The organism is Paenibacillus sp. FSL R5-0486 (genome assembly GCF_037975155.1).
GTDB lineage: Bacteria > Bacillota > Bacilli > Paenibacillales > Paenibacillaceae > Paenibacillus > Paenibacillus amylolyticus.
Genome location: NZ_CP150237.1, coordinates 3,906,761 through 3,927,723, shown reverse-complemented (window position 1 = coordinate 3,927,723; position 20,963 = coordinate 3,906,761). Strand labels below are relative to the sequence as shown.

The 20,963-nt window shown below is 46.4% G+C and carries 17 protein-coding genes; 13 read left to right on the top strand and 4 right to left on the bottom strand.

Annotated elements, in window-relative coordinates; translation table 11 throughout:
• Nucleotides 1-44: 44 nt before the first annotated feature.
• The 9 genes from MKY01_RS17375 to MKY01_RS17335 all read left to right on the top strand — a co-directional run bounded on the left by MKY01_RS17375 (nt 45) and on the right by MKY01_RS17335 (nt 11,036).
• Complete coding sequence (locus MKY01_RS17375) at nt 45-2,234, top strand: glycoside hydrolase family 52 protein (RefSeq protein WP_339282835.1); 2,190 nt, start codon at nt 45-47, stop codon at nt 2,232-2,234.
• Nucleotides 2,231-4,378, top strand: coding sequence for an alpha-glucuronidase family glycosyl hydrolase (locus MKY01_RS17370; protein WP_315371976.1), 2,148 nt, complete (start codon nt 2,231-2,233; stop codon nt 4,376-4,378). Before MKY01_RS17375 ends, MKY01_RS17370 begins: the two co-directional genes overlap by 4 nt.
• An 81-nt stretch (nt 4,379-4,459) precedes the next feature.
• Nucleotides 4,460-5,527 carry an NAD(P)-dependent alcohol dehydrogenase gene (locus MKY01_RS17365; RefSeq protein WP_315371975.1) on the top strand — a complete coding sequence of 356 codons (1,068 nt, stop codon included), beginning with the start codon at nt 4,460-4,462 and terminating at the stop codon, nt 5,525-5,527.
• Between the two features lie 165 nt (nt 5,528-5,692).
• On the top strand, nt 5,693-5,959 hold the full coding sequence (locus MKY01_RS17360) for an HPr family phosphocarrier protein (protein ID WP_026081056.1): 267 nt from the start codon (nt 5,693-5,695) through the stop codon (nt 5,957-5,959).
• Nucleotides 5,960-6,103: 144 nt separating this feature from the next.
• On the top strand, nt 6,104-6,355 hold the full coding sequence (locus MKY01_RS17355; protein ID WP_036613829.1) for a type B 50S ribosomal protein L31: 252 nt from the start codon (nt 6,104-6,106) through the stop codon (nt 6,353-6,355).
• A gap of 400 nt (nt 6,356-6,755) precedes the next feature.
• Nucleotides 6,756-7,061, top strand: a complete 306-nt coding sequence (locus tag MKY01_RS17350; RefSeq protein ID WP_253508934.1) for a Dabb family protein — start codon at nt 6,756-6,758, stop codon at nt 7,059-7,061.
• A gap of 150 nt (nt 7,062-7,211) precedes the next feature.
• On the top strand, nt 7,212-7,973 hold the full coding sequence (locus MKY01_RS17345) for an SDR family oxidoreductase (RefSeq protein WP_339282831.1): 762 nt from the start codon (nt 7,212-7,214) through the stop codon (nt 7,971-7,973).
• Between the two features lie 256 nt (nt 7,974-8,229).
• A complete protein-coding gene (poxB, locus tag MKY01_RS17340; protein WP_282321182.1) occupies nt 8,230-9,957 on the top strand; it encodes a ubiquinone-dependent pyruvate dehydrogenase in 1,728 nt (575 codons plus the stop codon).
• A 323-nt stretch (nt 9,958-10,280) separates the two neighbouring features.
• A complete protein-coding gene (locus MKY01_RS17335; RefSeq protein WP_076250445.1) occupies nt 10,281-11,036 on the top strand; it encodes a glucose 1-dehydrogenase in 756 nt (251 codons plus the stop codon).
• 108 nt (nt 11,037-11,144) lie between these two features.
• On the opposite strand, the gene MKY01_RS17330 is transcribed toward MKY01_RS17335, so the two are convergent.
• The 4 genes from MKY01_RS17330 to MKY01_RS17315 all read right to left on the bottom strand — a co-directional run bounded on the left by MKY01_RS17330 (nt 11,145) and on the right by MKY01_RS17315 (nt 14,595).
• Nucleotides 11,145-12,329 (bottom strand): MFS transporter, encoded by a 1,185-nt coding sequence (locus MKY01_RS17330; protein WP_339282829.1) that lies wholly within the window; start codon nt 12,327-12,329, stop codon nt 11,145-11,147.
• A gap of 229 nt (nt 12,330-12,558) precedes the next feature.
• Nucleotides 12,559-12,843, bottom strand: a complete 285-nt coding sequence (locus MKY01_RS17325; RefSeq protein WP_036613842.1) for a metalloregulator ArsR/SmtB family transcription factor — start codon at nt 12,841-12,843, stop codon at nt 12,559-12,561.
• 170 nt (nt 12,844-13,013) lie between these two features.
• Nucleotides 13,014-13,355, bottom strand: coding sequence for a ribosomal protein L7/L12 (locus MKY01_RS17320; RefSeq protein WP_036673706.1), 342 nt, complete (start codon nt 13,353-13,355; stop codon nt 13,014-13,016).
• 40 nt (nt 13,356-13,395) lie between these two features.
• Entirely contained in the window at nt 13,396-14,595 is a 1,200-nt protein-coding gene (locus tag MKY01_RS17315) for a cytochrome P450 (RefSeq protein WP_339282827.1), read from the bottom strand.
• Nucleotides 14,596-14,784: 189 nt separating this feature from the next.
• Between MKY01_RS17315 and MKY01_RS17310 the strand changes: the two genes are divergently transcribed.
• The 4 genes from MKY01_RS17310 to MKY01_RS17295 all read left to right on the top strand — a co-directional run bounded on the left by MKY01_RS17310 (nt 14,785) and on the right by MKY01_RS17295 (nt 20,947).
• A complete protein-coding gene (locus MKY01_RS17310) occupies nt 14,785-15,762 on the top strand; it encodes an aldo/keto reductase (RefSeq protein ID WP_282322159.1) in 978 nt (325 codons plus the stop codon).
• A gap of 420 nt (nt 15,763-16,182) precedes the next feature.
• A complete protein-coding gene (locus tag MKY01_RS17305) occupies nt 16,183-17,283 on the top strand; it encodes an AAA family ATPase (protein ID WP_282321185.1) in 1,101 nt (366 codons plus the stop codon).
• Nucleotides 17,271-19,739: a DUF5682 family protein gene (locus MKY01_RS17300; protein ID WP_282321186.1), complete on the top strand. Its 2,469-nt coding sequence runs from the start codon at nt 17,271-17,273 to the stop codon at nt 19,737-19,739. Before MKY01_RS17305 ends, MKY01_RS17300 begins: the two co-directional genes overlap by 13 nt.
• Nucleotides 19,724-20,947: a VWA domain-containing protein gene (locus MKY01_RS17295; RefSeq protein WP_255319861.1), complete on the top strand. Its 1,224-nt coding sequence runs from the start codon at nt 19,724-19,726 to the stop codon at nt 20,945-20,947. Before MKY01_RS17300 ends, MKY01_RS17295 begins: the two co-directional genes overlap by 16 nt.
• Nucleotides 20,948-20,963 lie beyond the last annotated feature (16 nt).

Genomic DNA, 20,963 nt, shown 5'->3' with positions numbered 1-20,963 from the left:
GCTAATGAAAACGTATGCAACCATTCTGAGAGGGGTTATGATTCATGAATACGTCCAAATCCATCTTTTATAATGCACATCACGCACCGATTGGTGCTTTTGCGAGTTTTACACTGGGTTACAAAGGAGCCAAAGGCGGGCTGGGTCTTGAACTCGGCAAGCCGGCTGACCAGAATGTATATATTGGATTACAATCTCGCGATGGCGACCATTATCAGGCGCTTCCTTTTTATGAAGCTTCCGAGGATGAGAGCAGCCGCTATGATGTAGAGAAGTTGGAGAATGGGGACACTGCGTCGACAACAGCGACCAAAGTTCCACAACCTCTTATTACGGCTTTTCGCGATGAAGATATTACCCGTGAATTTACCTCAGGTACGGATACGTGGACTGCTGGAGATCTGACGTTCCGTATCTACTCGCCTGTACGTCCAGTACCTGATCCAACGAATGGGGATCGTGAAGAATTAATCGATGCACTCGTACCTGCCGTATTGGTTGAGATGACGATTGACAATACGGAAGGTCAACAATCCCGCAAAGCCTACTTTGGCTATCAGGGCAATGATCCGTACTCTGCGATGCGTCTGATTGGAGGACCGGAAGGTGGCTCCATCACAGGTGTGGGACAAGGTCGACTTACAGCGATTATGTCAGCAGATGATGGACTGTGGCCCGCACGCGGATTTACGCTGGAGAAACTGTTGCAGGAGAAACATCGGGAGAATCTGGCATTTGGACTTGGCTCAACCGCTGCACTACTGATGGAGGTGCCGGCTGGAGAGAAACGTACGTATCAATTCGCAGTATGTTTCTATCGCGGGGGCATTGTGACGACCGGCATGGACACAACGTATTGGTATACGCGCTATTTCTCCGATATTCAGGCAGCAGGAGAGTATGCACTACAACGCTTTAGTGAGTTGACTGCATCCTGTGGAGAGGTTGAACAGCGCCTTGGATCGGCTGCTTTGACCGAAGATCAATCATTCATGCTTGCTCATTCCATTCACAGCTATTATGCGAGTACTCAACTGCTGGATGCCGATGGTGAGCCACTCTGGGTGGTGAACGAAGGGGAGTATCGGATGATGAACACACTTGATCTGACGGCTGATCAGTTGTACTTCGAGCTTGCCTTGAATCCATGGACGGTGCGTAATGAGCTGGAGTGGTTTGTGAAACGATACAGTTATACGGATCAGGTTCGTTTCCCGGGGGAAGAGAAGTTATATCCGGGCGGAATTACCTTTACCCATGATATTGGTGTTGCCAATGTGTTCTCACGCCCTGGACACTCGGCATATGAGCTGGTTGGCATTGACGACTGTTTCTCACAGATGAGCCACGAGGAGCTGGTGAACTGGCTCTGCTGCGCGACAGTATACATTGAACAGACACAGGATCAAGCTTTTGTGAAAAACATGTTGCCTGTTATCGAGGATTGCTTCGAAAGCATGCTTAATCGTGACCATCCCGACGCAGAGCAGCGTAACGGTCTGATGGGTCTGGATAGCAGTCGTACCCAAGGTGGAGCGGAGATTACAACTTACGACAGCCTGGATGTGTCACTTGGTCAGTCTCGCAATAATATCTATCTGGCGGGTAAATGTTGGGCGGTCTATGTTGCATTGGAGAAGCTGTTCGCAACTGAGAAGTTGGCAGATCTGTCCCATCAAGCAGGGCTTCAAGCAGATCGCTGCGCTGCCAGTATTGCTGCACAATTGACTGATGGCGGCTACATTCCAGCTGTTATTGCAGAAAATAATGATTCTCGAATCATTCCGGCGATTGAAGGTTTGGTGTTCCCGTACTTTACAGGCTGTGAAGCAGCACTGGATGTCAATGGTCGCTTTGGCCCTTATCTGAAAGCACTCCAAACTCATCTGAAGACGGTTCTTGTCCCGGGAACATGTCTGTTCGAAGATGGAGGCTGGAAACTGTCCTCAACAAGCAATAACTCGTGGCTGAGCAAAATCTATTTGTCCCAGTTTATCGCTAGAGAGCTGCTGGGTGTGGAATGGAATGAGACAGGTAAGGCAGCAGACGCGGCTCATGTCAACTGGCTGCTGCATCCGGAGGAATCCTACTGGTGCTGGAGTGACCAGATCCTGTCTGGTGTGGCGGTTGGCAGCAAATATTATCCGCGTGGTGTAACGTCGATTCTATGGCTACTCGAAGGAAAAGGGAATCGCCTTGGGCAGATCTATGCCAGCAAGGAGGCGGTACAATGAGCCAATCCGTCGTTCAATCTGCTTTGTCAGGTCCACAGTATGATGCGTGGCTGGGGTATCACTCTGAATTGCCAGGAGCGAATGAGTTTACCAAAAAGACGGCTCCTGCATGGAGCAAACTGATACTGGCGGAAGAGAACCATGGAGTGATCACAACAGCTCTGACCGAACTTTCACGGGGACTGGAGAGGTTATATGGCGTGAAACCGTCGGTCAGTCATCTGTCTGATGCTCAGGAAAGTGAACGGGACAGTCATGCTTCCACTCCCGCAATACGAATCGGCACTTGGACAGGGAGCGATTTGGTGGCTGGGTCGTTCAGTGAGACAGAGCGTTCAACTGTTCAAGGAGAAGGCTATGTCATTCGTGAGAACAAGACCGAGGGTGTACTGGTCATTGGATCAGAGACCCCCCAAGGTGTGCTGTATGGTGCATTCCATCTGCTTCGAGAGCTGACAATGGATCAAGGAAGTGCACATGAGGCGGATGACGCTGTGAATAAGTGGAACTTCATTACAGAGCAGCCAACCAATGCGCTACGGATGATTAATCAGTGGGATAACGTGGACGGTAGCATTGAGCGTGGGTACGCAGGAGAATCCATTTTCTATGATAACGGGGAATTCACGCTGGACTTGGGACGCATCCGGGATTACGCACGTTTGCTCGCTTCCACGGGAATCAATGCTATATCGATCAACAACGTCAATGTACACCGCCGTGAGAGTCTGTTTCTGACGGAACGTTATCTTAATGATGTGGCGAAGGTTGCCGCTGAATTCAGAGCGTATGGCATTCGATTGTTCCTGAGCGCCAACTACGCGAGTCCAATTGAGATTGGTGGATTGCGTACGGCTGATCCGCTGGATGCGCAGGTACGGGAATGGTGGAATATTCAAACGGCCAAGGTGTACGCAGCGATTCCGGATTTTGGCGGTTACCTGATCAAGGCAGACTCCGAGCATCGTCCGGGACCATTCACGTATAACCGTGATCATGCCGATGGTGCGAACATGCTGGCTGAAGCCCTTCGGCCATTCGGTGGATTGGTCATCTGGCGTTGCTTCGTCTATAACTGCAAGCAGGACTGGCGGGATCGTTCCACTGACCGTGCGCGGGCAGCCTATGACCACTTTACGCCGCTGGACGGGCGTTTTGCCGAAAATGTTATTTTGCAGATCAAAAACGGGCCGATGGACTTTCAGGTGAGAGAGGCGGTATCCCCGCTGTTTGGCGCCATGGAAAATACAAATCAGGTGATTGAATTTCAGATTACACAGGAGTATACCGGGCAACAACGTCATCTCTGTTATCTGGTTCCCCAGTGGAAAGAAGTATTGGACTTTGACACATACGCCAAAGGCAAAGGTTCAGAGATCAAGCGAATCGCGGACGGTTCTCTGTATAAACGACCATACAGTGGCTTCGCCGCAGTATCCAATATTGGTGCAGATGCCTGTTGGACAGGGCATCCACTCGCGCAGGCGAATCTATATGGATACGGAAGACTTGCGTGGAACCCGGAGCTGTCCGCCGAAGAGATTGCTGATGAGTGGGTGAGACTCACATTTGGACATGAAGACGAAGTTGTGCGGCAGGTTACGGGCATGCTTTTGACTTCACTAGAAATCTATGAGAATTATACGGCGCCTCTCGGTTTAGGTTGGATGGTTAATCCGGATCATCATTACGGGCCGAATGTAGATGGATACGAGTATTCCAAATGGGGAACGTATCACTTTGCCGATTGTCATGGCATTGGTGTAGATCGAACCGTGAACAGTGGTACAGGATACACTTCACAGTATCACCCTGAGAATGCTGATCGTTATGAGTCCGTAGACACCTGTCCGGATGAGCTGATCTTATTTTTCCATCACGTGCCATACACCCATGTTCTGCATTCGGGTAAAACGGTCATTCAGCATATTTATGATACACACTTTGAAGGTGTTGAGCAGGCGGAGGCGTTAGCCGAGACATGGAGAGGGCTGGAGGGCAAAATCGACCCAGTCATTTTCAGCAAAGTTGCTTCATTACAGGACAACCAGGCCGAACATGCGAAGGAATGGCGGGACATGATCAATACGTACTTCTATCGCAAGAGCGGCATTGCGGATGAACAAGGTCGAACAATCTATTGATTGGTGATATGAAGAAAGAAGATATCTTGTTTTCTTTGATGTAGAATAGACAGCATGGACATACATGAGGAGGAGAACCGTATGGGACAACATCAACTGCCCGAGACCATGAAGGCCGCTGTCATGACAGAGCCAGGACACATTATTATTGAGGAACAACCCGTCCCGCAACCGGCAACGGATGAGGTGTTAATCCAAGTGATGGCAGTCGGGGTGTGTGGCTCGGATGTGCATTATTTTGAACATGGACGCATTGGCAGATTTGTGGTGGAGAAACCGATCATTCTGGGTCATGAGTGTGCGGGGATCATTGCTGCTGTTGGCTCGAACGTATCACGTCTGAAAACAGGGGATCGGGTTGCTATTGAGCCTGGGGTGACTTGCGGACGCTGCACGGCATGCAAGGAAGGTCGCTATAACCTGTGTCCGGATGTACAATTTCTAGCGACCCCTCCGGTGGATGGGGCATTTGTACAATATATGGTGATGCGTGAAGATATGGTATTCCCGATCCCGGATCATCTGTCTTATGAGGAAGCAGCTATGAACGAGCCATTCTCTGTTGGTATTCATGCTGCACGCCGCAGCAAACTGGCTCCGGGTACAACCCTGGCGATTATGGGCATGGGTCCCGTTGGACTCATGGCTGTGGCTGCTGCCAAATCTTTCGGTGTAGAGAAGATCATAGTAACGGATCTGGAGGAAGTTAGGCTGGAAGCAGCTCGCCGCATGGGTGCCACTCATACCATTAATGTGCGGAATGAAGATGCGCTGGCTGTGATTCGCGAGTTAACAAATGGTGTGGGTGTTGATACTGCATGGGAAACAGCGGGGAATCCGAAGGCGCTACAATCTGCTCTGTATTCACTTCGACGTGGAGGAAAACTTGCGATTGTGGGCCTGCCTGCACAGGACGAGATCGCACTCAATGTTCCATTTATTGCGGACAATGAAGTTGATATCTATGGCATATTCCGTTATGCCAATACTTATCCGGCAGGAATTGAATTTCTGAGCTCCGGCCAGCATGACGTGATGTCCCTGATTACAGATCGTTATTCACTCGAAGAGACACAGCAAGCGATGGAGCGTGCATTACACAATAAAAGCGGCAGTCTGAAGGTCATGGTATATCCGAATGGTATGTAAGAACAACCTGGAAGAGTCCTGCGGTTCAGGACTCTTTTTTTGTTTTTTTTGCAAAAAAGTATGGGTCAAGCTCCCATAACATGGTATAATTCATGATGATTTTAATATATAAATGGATACACACCATATTGGTGAATAAGTACTTAGCGAAAGGAACTGAAGGTTGTGAGAGTACATGAATTTATGATACACGCTGATTTTCATCGGGATGATTTGATGTCGGTATCTTCTCAAGCGTCGCGTTTTTCCTCGGATATTATTTTGTCGTATATGGAGTCTGAGCATGAGCATCGTGTAGATGTCAAAAGCCTGCTTGGAATGGCGTTACTACCCATTCGATATGGTAGTGTTGTCAGATTACAGACAAGAGGCAGGGATGAACTTGAGGCTTTGGAGTACATGTTGAATGTACTGGAGAAAGGGACGGCGTGACACCTGATTAGGTGCAAAATCACAGATATCATATTTTTTTTAGCTATTCCTCAAAACCTGCTGGTACTTTGTCCAAAAAAAGAGTATAATAAAATGTAGTTTGATTCTAAAGAAGTACCCATATTAAAGGAGTGTAAATAGATTATGCCAAAAGTTGACATCCATCCAAAGACACAACTCGTAATTTTTTACGATGCAAGTGCTGATTTCAAATTCCTGAGTTCTTCCACGAAGTTCTCTAACGAAACTATGGAATGGGAAGACGGTAACTCTTACCCAGTAATCCGTGTGGACACTAGTTCCGCATCCCACCCGTTCTTCACTGGTAAACAAAGAAACGTGGATATCGGTGGCCGTGTTGATAAATTTAACCGTAAATACAACATCACCAAATAAGTTTGTCCATACATTACAAAAAAACCTCGGGATTTGTCCTGAGGTTTTTTTGTGTACATATTCAGGGTAAAGGCTAGTGAATTTTACTTGAAATTAATATTTGTAACTATATAAATTGAGATAAACATTTACACAAAACGGAGAGGACAGAAAGAACCTGAAGAAGCGGAGCGTTCGCCTTTATCCCCGGATTTAACCTTTATAGAAAGAATCAAAAATCTGGGGATAACAGCGATCGGAAGGTTGTTCTGTCATCGAAGTGACCAGTGTAAATATTCTTTAGTTCAATTTATATAGAAATATCAATTCATAAAAATTAATTCAACCAATTATTGCGCTTACAACACATTCGGATGTACACTAGGAAACGAGTACGAACATATTGGAGGAGGAAATAGAGATGAGTAGCATCACACATATGGTAACGTTTACACTTTACGCGGGTAAAGATACACCGGAGGCCGAAGCCTTTTTGAAGGAAAGTTCGGATGCACTGGCTGTCATTCCTGGCGTAGAGCAATTTCAGGTTCTGAAACAGGTAAGTGAGAAGAATGAGTTTGACTACAGTTTCTCTATGGTCTTTGCAGATCAGGCTGCGTATGATGCATACAACAATCACCCGGTTCACCGTCAATATGTAGAAGAGCGTTGGGAAAAGGAAGTCAGTCGCTTCCAGGAAATTGATCTCATTCAACATGATAATTAATAGTCTCCACATATAGGGAAAAAGTTGAACTATCATATACAGCATTGAACAATGCTGTATATCTCTCTGATAACGCGCAATTGATGAACAAAAATACCATATTTCCGAAATCGTTTTCGGGCAAATGAATTTAAGGAGGTTTTCGCTGTTATGCAATTGGATCTCTCAGGAAAAACGGCTCTGGTTACAGGCGCAACCGGACAACTGGGGAGAGTCATCGCCCGTACGTTGGCAGCCTGTGGCGCCAATCTGGCTCTACATTACATAAATAATGATACCAAGGCTCGGGAGCTTCAAGGTGAGATTGAAGCACTCGGTCGTCAGGCTGTTATTGTACAGGGAGATATTACAAAGCAGGATACAGCATTTCGGATGCGTGATGAGATTCAGTCTGTCCTCGGCGGAGTGGATATCGTTGTTGCCAATGCGGTCATTCAATATGAATGGACAACGGTGTTGGAACAGTCGCCTGAAGATTACTTGAGCCAGTTTGAATCCTGTGTCATGCAGAGTGTGTATCTTGCCAAAGCTTTCATTCCACATATGCAAGATATCAGAGCTGGTCGGTTCATTGGCATCAATACTGAGTGTGCGATGCAAAATTTCACTCATCAATCAGCCTACACCGCTGGTAAGCGTGGAATGGATGGTGTATATCGCGTGCTTGCCAAGGAGGTTGGTGAGTATCAGATTACCGTAAACCAGGTTGCACCTGGATGGACAATTAGTGAACGTGATCGTTCCATTGAGCCTGGACATGATGAGGCATATACGCGTAACGTGCCGCTGAAGCGCAGGGGTGAAGATCAGGAAATCGCCAATGCGGTAGCTTTTCTTGCGTCGGACCTGTCCTCATTTATCACGGGTGCCTATATCCCGGTTAGTGGTGGCAATGTGATGCCTGCTATCTAATGTCTGATTTGGATTCGGAAATCCAGATGGAATAACAATAAACCTAGTTTAACCGTAATCCGTTTGTCATTCGACAAGCGGATTTTTTGGCATTTTGCTATAGCTGGAATAAAGGTTTAAGGGGCCGGTTTTGTTTCATATATCCAGACATACATATTGAGTTGGTTCGGTTTTCGAAAGATTGGGGTATAAGAATAGGTATATTAACCGAGTGGAAACATAATCAAAATGAGCAATTAAAGGAGACTCACCTATTATGAAAAAAACAGTCGCGGACGTTCTGGTTGAATCCTTATTGAACGCTGGCATCAAACGTATATATGGCATTGTTGGAGACTCCTTGAATGCGGTACTCGACTCCATTCGTCGTTCTGGGAAAATTGAATGGATTCATGTACGACATGAAGAAGTAGCTGCATTTGCTGCTGGGGCGGACGCTCAGGTCAGTGGAAGTATCGCTGTCTGTGCAGGTAGTAGTGGTCCTGGTAATATGCATCTGATCAATGGTCTGTACGATTGTCACCGCAATCGTGTTCCTGTACTCGCCATCGCTGCACATATCCCAAGTGACGAGATTGGCAGTGAATATTTTCAGGCGACCCATCCGGAGTATCTGTTCCAGGAATGTAGCGATTATTGTGAAGTCATTACAACAGCCAAACAGATGCCGCGTTCTCTGACGATGGCCATTCAGACAGCAGTTGCACGTTCAGGTGTGTCCGTCGTTGTATTGCCGGGGGATGTAGCAGGACTTGAAGCAGCGGATCTGCCTGTGCCTGAGCATGTGTATCACGCAACCAACCCCGTGGTACATCCCTCTGAGCCTGAACTCGTGAAACTGGCGGAATATCTGAATGAAGGCAAAAAAATCACGTTGTTGTGCGGTGCAGGCTGCGCGGGCGCTCGGGAACCCCTCATGCAGCTCTGTGATCGATTGAAATCCCCGATGGTTATTGCGCTAAGAGGCAAGGAATATTTGGAGTATGACAACCCCTATTCCGTGGGTCTTACGGGTTTAATTGGGTATTCATCCGGTTATCATGCCATGATGGACTGTGATGTATTATTAATGCTGGGAACGGATTTCCCATATCGTCAATTCTATCCCGAAGATGCGAAAGTCCTTCAGGTCGACATTCAATCTTCCCATCTGGGTCGGCGCACGAAGCTGGATTACGGCGTATGTGGGGATGTGAAAGCGACCATTGAAACTTTGCTTCCTTATCTGACAGAAGAACACAGTGACAAACATCTGCGTAAAAGTGTGGATCGTTATGTGAAAGTACGCAAAGATCTAGACGAGCTGGCCGTTGGAAAACCGGGTAAAAAGCCCATTCATCCGCAGTACCTGACCAAGGTCATTAGTGATGCAGCAGCTGAAAATGCCATCTTCACCTGTGATGTCGGTACTCCGACAGTATGGGCGGCCCGTTATATCGAGATGTCTCGTAATCGCAGACTGCTCGGTTCATTCAGTCATGGTACGATGGCAAACGCTTTGCCACAGGCAATTGGTGCTCAGGTCGCTGATCCGGGCAGACAAGTCATCTCGTTGTCGGGTGATGGCGGTATTACGATGCTGATGGGTGATCTGTTGACATTGAAACAGCATAATCTGCCGATTAAAGTTGTGGTGTTTAATAATGGAGCACTCGGTTTTGTTGAGCTGGAGATGAAAGCTGCCGGATTCCTGGAATCGGGAACAGAGCTTATTAATCCCAACTTTGCGATGGTTGCTCAAGCCATGGGCATGGAAGGGATTCGGGTTGAGGATCCGGATGAACTCGAAGGAGCTGTACAGCGTGCGCTTCAGCATGATGGTCCTGTGCTGATTGACGTGGTGGTGAATCGTCAGGAATTGTCCTTACCTCCGAAGATTGATATCAAACAGGCGGAAGGATTCACCTTATGGATGATGAAAGCCGTGCTCAACGGACGAGGGGACGAAATTATTGAATTGGCAAAAACGAATTTGCTGCGTTAAAGTGTTTTGATAAGCGGATATGCACCGTTTGAAGTTATAGAGATACCGAATTAAAAAGTATTGTATTTGTAAAAGAGGAGCATGCAACAAGACGTAATAGTTGTGTGCTCCTTCAATAAAAATGCTGAAAATGTGACAGGTGATATAGTATGAATACATATTATATGATTTGTTTTTATGTCGAAAGTCTATTAGAATAGGTAAAGTCAGGAAGGTTTTATGCCATTTTTGACCTACATATTGCATCATTGCATGTAAGTACGTTTCATATCGTATTCATCGATCCAATCACAAGATGACACACACACATGGAGGAGATCAACATGAGTCACGCAGGAAAAGTAGCCATTATTACTGGAGCAGGAAGTGGATTGGGCCAAGCAGCAGCATTGAAGCTGGCTGAGAAGGGTGCATCCATTGTCGTTGTGGATCTTGTCGAAGAGACAGGTCTTGAAACGGTTAAGCAGATTGAGAAGCTGGGAAGTAAAGCTATTTTTGTACAAGCAGATGTAAGTAAAGCACCTGAAGTTGAGAATTATGTGAAAAAAACAGTCGAAGAGTTCGGACGAATCGACATGTTCTTTAATAATGCAGGTATTGCAGGTCCTGGTATCAAGCTGATCGAACATACAATTGAGCAGTTTGACCAGATTATTGATATTAACCTGAGAAGTGTATTCTACGGGTTGAAGTATGTAATTACTGAAATGCTCAAAACAGGTGGAGGTTCCATTCTGAACACGGCCTCTACGGCCGGTATTGTTGGTGTACCCGCAGTTGCACCATACGCAGCAACCAAACATGGCGTAGTGGGCTTGACCCGCACAGCTGCGATTGAATACGGCAAGGACAACATTCGTGTAAATGCGATTGCCCCAGGTACAATTGAGACACCGATGGTCATTCAGTTCGGTAAAGACAATCCTGAAGTGTTCAAGGCAACTGTTGACAGCATTCCATCCGGACGTCTGGGCAGACCGGAAGAGATCGCGAACTTGGTTTCCTTCCTGCTTGGAGATGAAGCGCCTTATATCAATGGTGCAGTATATCCGATCGATGGTGCAGTTACGGCCCAATAAGAGTTCTGCTTATCGGTAATAGAATAGCCGTTAAAATGCTTAAAGAGAGGCAACTGTATACGTACAGTGCCTCTCTTTTTGGTTTGTTTTTTGTACTACAAATTCATATCATGCAACGTTGTGCGATGTATTGGTTTGTGTACTTTTGAGAGGTGCTGAACGATACGAGCCTATAACGATGATGACGGCAACAGCAACCCCGACAGCGCCAATCCAGGTAATGGATGATAATGAAACGCTGCTGACCGCGATTCCGCCAATACCTGCGCCGGCAGCCATGGCTAATTGCATAACCGAACTATTCAGACTTAGCATAATGCCAGAGGATTCCGGAGCCATGGTGATCAGGTTATATTGCTGAGTTGGACCCGAAGACCAGGCGGCAAAAGACCACAAAATCAGAACAAGGAAGACAGCCAGATGAGAGCTTGCTGTTATATTCAACAGGACCAGACTTACGATATGCAATGTCATGCCTGTGATCAGCGTTCGTTTGACACCCAATCGGTCAGCACTGAACCCTCCAACTTTTGAACCGATCAGACTTGCTATGCCAAATGCGAGTAAAGCTGAACTGAGTAGTGCTTCTCTCATTCCTGAAACGGATACAAGGTAAGGTGAAATGTACGTGTAGGCAATGGAATAACCACCTAACCAGAAAAATGTCACCAGCAGTGCCAAAACAATTCGTGGCTGTTTGAGCAAAGACAGTTGTTTCTTCAGCGGAACAGGCGCTTCTGCTTTGGAAGGCGGAATGGCGGCCGCGATTACCAGCATGGCGAGAACTCCAAGAACGGCGATACCGGCAAAAACAAGCTTCCAATCCCAAGATGCAGCTACAAGCCTTCCGAGCGGAACGCCAACGATCAAAGAAGCCGTAAATCCAGTGATTACTGTGGCGATTGCACTAGCTTGTTTGCCCTCCGCCGCTATTTGGGAAGCAACCGTTAATGCCGTGACAACAACAACGCCCGCGCCTAAAGCCATCAACACTCGTGCTGCGACGAACAGTCCATAACCCGGCAACAGGTAAGCAAGAACATTAGCCACAACGAATAGACCGAGGAAGTATAGCAACAGCTTGCGACGGTCCCAGCGCGAAGTCAGTGCAATAATGACAGGTGTACCGAGCGCATATACGAGTGAAAAAATCGTAATGAGCTGTCCGGCAGCGATTAAAGAGATATTCATGGTATCTGCAATGCGATCCAAAATGCCGGCAATGACATATTCGGACGTTCCTACAAGGAAACTGACCAAGGCAAGAACATAGATTTTGAGCGTAGAAGACATGGAAACATAACCTCTTTCTGATTATTATTATATTTTTAGAAATATAGAAATAAAGACGATAGAACAAGACATGAATGCTCTGAATACAACCCATCTGCGCGAATGGTAATGTTACAACCTAGATAATGAATATTGGAATAAGCGTAAACTTAGGTGACCTAGTTTTACTAATAAATATTGTGGGTTGTTTCGATATTTCTAATTATATAGAAATATAAATCAAATTTTTTTATTTATTTAGCAGATAGGGAACAAACTTTTGTGCAGTCTCCGTGTTCAGGCTGTAGTAGATATACGTACCTTTCTTCTGCGATGTGAGCAGACCACAATCGGACAGCTGTTTCAGGTGATGAGACAGAGTCGATAGGGCAACCGTAACAAGGCGGCTCTCCAGATCAGCAGGACACAGGTTGCTTTCGCCCGATAAAATCTGAATGATTTTGTAGCGTGTTTGTTCGCCCAGTGCTTTATGAATTTTGACGACTTGTTCAATCTCATTTGAGTTTGATTGCATAATCATCGGTCCTTTCGTCTTTATTTCTTATTTCTAGTAATATAGAAATAACAGTAGCATATGTCGTTTGAAAAGTAAACTCTCGGTGAAGATTCCAGACTTTCTACTGCGTCTGTGTTAACAGCCGAAAGTCTGGAGTAACTTCCCCCGAGAGTTATGTGAGTTGTATATTACCGATCGAGAGAATCAACATAGTCTTTGGCTTCCTTCAACGAAAGACCTCTGGCTTCACGCAGTCGTTTGATCGCCATAATTTTTTTCCCTTGTTGTATCAGTGTAAGCAGTTCCTGATCCAGATCCGTTTGGGCTGGTTGGCTTGTGTGGGAAAGAGATGCTTCTTTCGGCGACAAGGTGTAATTGAAGTCGGATCGGACGCTGTCGGTTGAACCGTTCTCCAGACGCTCGACATCTCTTTTCAATTCATTTAATTGGCGTTGCAGGCTGGTGACTCTGACCAGTAACACAAAGATCAGAAGCAGCAAAACGATCCATACCAAGGTGTTCATTTCCATGATGTCATGTGCCTCACTTTCATTTATTCATATTTAGCCATTATTTTAGTTGAACCGGGATTTCCTTGACACCACGAACATTCATACCAGGTCTCCATTCCAGTTCATTCACATCTGCCTGAAGTTGTATATTTGGAAAACGATTCAGAAGTGTGCTGACTGCAATCTCACCTTCCAGACGAGCAAGCGGTGCTCCCAAGCAGAGATGAATGCCTTTGCCAAAAGCCAGATGCGAACTCTTCTCGCGTGTAATATCGAAAATATCAGCATCCTTAAACTGCTGTTCGTCCCGGTTGGCGGAATCAAGCGCAACAATGACAAGATCACCTTGAGCGATACGTTCTCCACGGAATTCAATATCTTCCAGAGCCCAGCGGGATGTGCTGAACTCCACCGGTCCGTTATAGCGAAGCATCTCTTCAATGGCATTGTGAATAAGCTCGGGCTGGTTGATGAGCAGTTCGCGTTGCTCCGGATGCTCCAGCAGGGCGAGAATCCCATTTCCAATCAGATTCACGGTTGTTTCATGACCGGCAATAATTAATAAGGAGACAACGCCAAGCAGTTCTTGTTCAGTTAACTGTTGCCCGGATTCTTCCGCAATGACGAGCTGGCTGATCAGATCAGTGCCGGGATCTTGGCGAACTTTCGCAAACCAGGCCGTCAGGTAATCCGTAAACTCTCTGGCATGCTGCTCAAGCAGCTCGGCGCTCTCGGCTATGGAAGCATCAATTATCGTATTGGACCAGATGCGGAATTTGTCACGATCGTCAAGAGGGACTCCCAGAATTTCACTAATGACAATGATGGGCAGCGGGAAGGCAAAGTCATCGATCAGATTCATTTTTTCCTGTGACGGGAGGTTGTCCAGCAGTTCATCAGCAATGTCCTGAATATGGTTCCGCATGTCTGCGACCAGTTTGGGTGTGAATGCTTTCTGCACAAGTCCCCGAAGACGTTTATGATCCGGCGGATCGGAGAACAACATATTATTGGAGAAGATGCTTTGATTGTCAGCGCCGTAACGTCGGACCATATCTTTGCTGAAGCGAGGATCTTTCAGGATCTGAACTGCATCCTCGTATCGCGTAATAATCCAGCCGAATTCCCCGTGAGGAAACATGAGTCTGAAAACAGGCTCCTCTTTTCTTAACATTTCATATACCGGGTAAGGGTTGTGTGTGAATTCTTTGGTAAAAAACGCTGGCTTTGAGGACTCGTTGGATTCATTCGGATTCAAATGCAAAATCTCCTCTCATATTCCTGCATAATACCTGCACCCTCTATATATTCAATACACAAGCTTTTGAAACCTTGTTTTTTCTTCATATGGATGATAGAGCAGGAAAATAGAGGAAGATGGAAGAAGACATGGTAGAGAGAATCGGTTATTATGCTTGGTAAAAATGAAAATGAGGTGAACGCTGACATGTCTTACGCACAACTTCCTTTGCATCACCACCAGATTCCGGCAAGTCGAATGGTTCTTGGCTGTATGCGGTTTGGGGGTGAATGGGATGGGCTCCCCATTACTTCAGATCTTGTCGTAGAAGGTCATCGAGCTGTAGAAGCAGCTATCGAAATAGGCATTAATCACTTTGACCTAGCGGATATTTACACACGTGGTAAGGCAGAGCATGTCTTGGGGAGAGTTTTATCTGAAACTCCCGGCTTGCGTGAACAGATCATTATACAGTCGAAGTGTGGTATACGTCTTGTGGGTGATGATGAAGGACCGCAGCGTTATGACACCTCAGGTGCACATATCCTGGCGAGTGTGGACGGTATCCTGGAACGGCTCGGAATCGATTATCTGGATATTTTGCTGTTACATCGTCCTGATCCACTTGCCCATCCGCAAGAGATTGGAGAAGCACTGGCTGAGCTGCATCATTCCGGTAGAGTGCGCCATTTTGGAGTGTCCAACATGGGTTCTGAACAGATTCGTCTTCTTCAGCTTCATAGTAAAGTACCTCTGATTGTGAACCAGCTGGAGATGAGTCTGGATAAAATCGGCTTCGTAGAAGCCGGTGTGACAGTTAATCGGCCGCAAGCGAGGGACAACGTATTTCCCTATGGCACGATGGAATATTGTCAGGCAGAGCATATTCAACTGCAAGCTTGGGGTCCCCTTGCTCAGGGGCGATTTACTGGCAGGGTAGTTGAGGGACAGCGTCCTGAACTTGAGCATACGGCTCAATTAGTTGATCGAATGGCTAAGGAGCGTGGAGTTACACCGGATTCTATTGTACTGGCTTGGTTAATGAAGCATCCAGCAGGGATTCAACCTGTCATTGGTTCGATTCGACCAGAACGTATTCTGGCCTGTCGTGATGCAACGAATATTGAACTTACCCGTTATGAGTGGTACGAGCTGTATTCCGCCTCATGCGGGCGTAGAATGTAAGTAGGAACTTCTAAGAGATTGGTTGTTTCGATCAAAATTCATAGATATTGGGTGAAAATTGAACATATAAGAAGACACAGGATGCTGATGGCCTGTGTCTTCTTTGTAATAATGGGCTTCATTTGGTTGAAACACATGATCGAAAGTGTAATGATTCCTAAGGTCATATGGCCTACAATGCTTTTAAATGGGTAATAAGCATGCTGATTCTGATCCGAAACCAGTGTGTTGGCACGGCTGTAAGGATATTTCACCTTCATATTTGCGCTAGAGGCTATGTCCATGGACTTAGAAGAAGTGCTGATAAGAAGGACGTTTCAACCATTTTTATCGTTTTACCGGGTAGTTGCTGGAGTGCTGTGATAAAATGATAGGAATAAGAACATACGATCTGTTTACGTGAGAGGAGACACCTTGACGATGGAGATGCTTAAACCACCCGCCGAGACATTATACGAGGTTGAATTACGTGCGCTACGAGAGGAAGATCAGGGGAAACGTCCCCCGAACTGGCTGTTATCTCCCGCCTATGTGCGCGATTTTATTATTGGCAGGGATAAGCCTGCGTTATTAAATGGAGAAGAGATCACGATTACCCGCAAATTCTATGGAAATGACGTGTTAATTGAACGTGCAGTGGTTACTCTGGCAGGCAATCGAGGATTAATGCTCGTGGGAGAACCCGGGACAGCCAAGACCATGCTTAGCGAACTGCTGACCGCAGCGATCTCCGGTACCAGTCTAAACACGATTCAAGGTACAGCAGGCACAACAGAAGATATGATCAAATATTCATGGAATTACGCCATGCTGCTTGATAAAGGCCCTTCGGAAGCGGCACTTGTGCCATCACCGTTATATAACGGCATGAAGAAAGGTATTCTTACCCGTTTTGAAGAGATTACACGTTGTCCGGCTGAAGCGCAGGATAGTCTGATCAGTATTCTCAGTGACAAGGTTATGAGCATTCCTGAACTGGACGGTGGTGTACTGTTTGCCCAACCAGGATTTAACGTCATTGCTACAGCCAATATTCGGGATAAAGGTGTTAACGAAATGAGTGGTGCATTGAAACGTCGCTTCAATTTTGAAACAATCAAGCCCATTTATAACGTGAAGATGGAAGCCAAAATTATTGAATCCCAGGCACGAAGCCTGTTATTACATAGTGGAATTGATATTGACATTAACCCTGATGTGGTTGAATTGCTGGCTACAACATTTATGGAACTGCGCACCGGCATGACACGGGAAGGATACAAGCTCGATACCCCTCAAGCATCCATGAGTACGGCGGAAGCAGTGTCTGTCTATGTCCAGAGTGCGATGACTTCCTATTATTACGAAGATAAAGCTATTGCACTGGATCGGTTGGTGCAGAACATGCTGGGCACCATTGCGAAGGAAAACGACAAGGATCTGTCCATTCTCAAAACCTACTTCTCCAAGGTCGTAAAAGAGCGTTCCAGAGAAGAGGGAATGTGGAAGGACTATTATGAGGAGAGAAAATGGATCGGTTAACAGCAGTTCTGGACCCTGATGTTGAGCAGTTACAATCCTTGTTCGAGTCCCAGGTATATAACCTGAGTAATCATACGGTTTATTATCCAATACGACACCATAGCCCTGCATGTTCATATCACTTGTTACGATTAATCGGGGACTACAAACCGGATATTATTCTGATCGAAGGACCGGAGAGCGGTAATCCATTAATTTCGGTGCTGAGTGATGAGGCAACGATACCTCCTGTCAGTCTGTACTATACCTATGAGAGTGAATTGGAGAGAGAAGCTTGCTATTATCCGATGCTTCGTTATTCGCCTGAATATGTAGCTTTGAAAGAAGCAAAACGGCTGGATATTCCGGCGAAGTTTATTGACCTGGACTATCACCACTTCTCCACTCGTGCATCCAAATCCGGCCAGACAGAACAAAAGGAGATCTCCATTCAGGACGAAACCTTGCTTGCGGGGTCTGATTTCATTAACCGATTATGCCAAAAAACAAACTGCCGCAGTTTTGATGAATTGTGGGAAAAGGTGTTTGAAATTGGCGGTCTGGAGAAATCCACTCAGGCATTCGTGCAGGATGTATTCACGTATTGTACCTTATCCCGAATGTGTTATTCCACGGAACGATTACAGTCTTCAGGTGATCTGGCAAGAGAAGCACATATGAGACAACGTATTAATCAAGCGGTGCAGGAGCATGACCGTGTGCTTGTCATTACCGGTGGATTTCATACGTATGGACTGTTGATGTCAGAGAAACATGAATCCCAATTGGAACAGCCAGAAATGGATAAACGGCATACAGACCAACGTTTGGATGGACAAGGTAAACCAGGAACGTCTCAACAAAGTGAGGTTAATCCAGATACGGTTCACCAACAAATGTACCCAATGGTCTATACCTTTGCTGAAGCGGATCGGCTCAATGGATATGCGAGCGGCATGCCTTATGTAAATTATTACGATCAGATCTGGAACCAGCTGCTTCGCAAAAAGAGTACACCGTATAATCTAACGGCTCTGGACTTGTTATCTCGGCTGATGCGCCAATTACGGGATGGACACGAGCATGTATCAACGAGTGATGCAATTGAGGCATACAGTATGATTCAAGGTCTTGCCGGGCTTCGTGGTAAAAGGGAAGGCGGCGTCTATGAGTTGATGGATGCAGCACTCTCTTCCTTTGTGAAGGGGGAGCTTACCTTGGCGACTGATAAACCGTTGCAAGAGCTGCAGCAGTTATTGACAGGAGACGTCATTGGAAGTGTGGCTCCCAATTCATTCAGTATTCCCATCGTGGAGGACTTCAAGGCTCGTTGTACAGAGTACAAACTGCAGATTCGTACAACAGGTCAACACAAGAAAGTGCTGGATCTGTATGCGAAACCGGAGCATCGTCAGATAAGCCAATTGATTCAATGCATCACCTATCTGGTTCCGGAATTCGCGAAACGGCAATCGGGGCCGGACTGGATCGCAGAGCGTGATATGAATCTTGTTCGCGAAACCTGGGTTTATATGTACTCATCTCGCATTGAAGCCAGATTGATAGAGAACTCTCTCTATGGTGGAACACTTGCCGGGGCCGCTACACGCAAAATGGAAGAACAGATGCAGGAAGTACCGGATCATCATAGCGGTGAACTTGCCCGACTCATGCTTCAAGCGCTGCTCATGGGACTTCAGGACACTGCGATGAAACTTTATGAACAGGTCCGTTCAGCGCTGAGAACGGACGGGAATTTTCTATCCTTATGTAACAGTCTGCATGTCTTGAACCGAATTCATCAACACCGCAGGTTGCTGGGATTATCTGACGAGCAACATCTCCCTGACCTGGTATCCGAAGCTTATAGGAATGCCGTAGACAAGTTGCTACAGCTCTCCAGAGCCAATCCGGATGAACATGAAGCTATTATTCAGGGATTGAAGCTGCTAGCCATGCTCGCGGAGTCATCAGAGGAGAATTTTCAGGATGAGACATTCCGAATTCACCTGAATGAGCTTCTGTCTGATCACCAGCTTCCGGCTCAGCTGGAGGGTGTGTGTGTGGCTATTTCCTCAGGGCTCGGTGACAGGCCCAGGGATGAGATTGTTGATCGTGCTCGCGGGTATATCCATGGTACACCGGATCAGACTCGTCAAACGGCACTTTTTTTACAGGGAGTATTCACTGTAGCACGTGACGCTTTTTTATATGAAGATCAGCTGTTGTCCGAGTTGAATTATTTGATTGAACAGTTATCCTACGACGACTTCATCAGTATGGTACCGGAATTAAGGCTGGCATTCACCTACTTTACACCAATGGAGACGGGCTTGATTGCGGAGCGGGTGGCGAGTCTGCATCAGGTTGAACCAGAGGAGATGTTGAGGCCTGCGGTCGATGAACAGATGCTGATTCAGTCCAAGACGTGGGATGAAGCGCTTCGAAAGGAGTTTGCTGCATGGAAGCTAATATGAATGAAGCGAATCGGACAACGGAAGGAACCGGAGAAATCAATGAAAGTTCCAATCCGGATGGAAGCAAACGAGGGGATCAACATTCTGCTGAAACTTTAAATCGATGGCGTCTGGTTCTCGGTGAATCGGCGGAAGAAGGGTTGTGTAATACAGACCAATACACTTCTGCTGAATTTCAATATACGGAAATCGATGAGATTCTGGGGTATCTCTATAACCGTGAATACGGTGAAGAACAAGGTTATCGAAAAGAGGGAGGACGCGGTGCGTCTAACCTGACTGTACCGAAATGGCTGCACAAGGTCAGGGATCTATTCCCCAAACCAACGGTCGAAATATTGGAAAAACAGGCGCTTGATCGTTATGGGCTGACAGAATTGTTAACGGACAAAAAGTTGCTTGAATCCCTTGAACCCAACATGAATCTGCTCAAGAACATTATGCAGTTCAAAGGACGGATGAAAGGTGAGGTGTTAAAGAGCGCCAAGGATATCGTGCGAACCGTGGTTGAAGAGCTGCGTAGTAAGCTGGAATCTCAGACCCGAGCGAGTATCATGGGCAAGCGCAGTCGCTATACCTCGAGTTCAGTACGATCTTTGCGCAATCTGAATTTCAAGCGAACTATCACCAAGAATTTGAAGAATTACGATAAAAACAAGCGCAGGTTTGTAATTGATCGTCTATATTTCGACGGGAATATCCAGCCCCATAACAAGTGGAACATCATCATTGGTGTGGACGAGAGTGGCAGTATGCTGGATTCAGTCATCTACAGTTCGGTGATGGCCAGCATCTTCTACCGCTTGAATGCGCTTCGCACGAAATTATTCATATTTGATACGCAGGTTGTTGATCTGAGCGATAGACTGGAAGACCCCGTAGACGTGCTCATGAATGTACAGCTCGGTGGGGGGACACATATTACGAAAGCGTTGCGATATGGCGAGACGTTAATCGATAATCCAGGCAAAACCATCTTTATTCTGGTCAGTGATCTGGAGGAAGGGTACCCGATCGCGCAAATGTATAAAGCCTGTAAAGATATTATCGATGCAGGATGCAAGCTACTGGTTCTCACCGCACTCGATTTTAACGGGGATTCAGTCTATAACAAACATGCAGCACAGACATTAACCAATATGGGGGCACATGTAGCAGCAATTACGCCTAACGAACTCGCGGATTGGATTGGCGAGATCATCACTTAAATTCAAGGAGGAATGT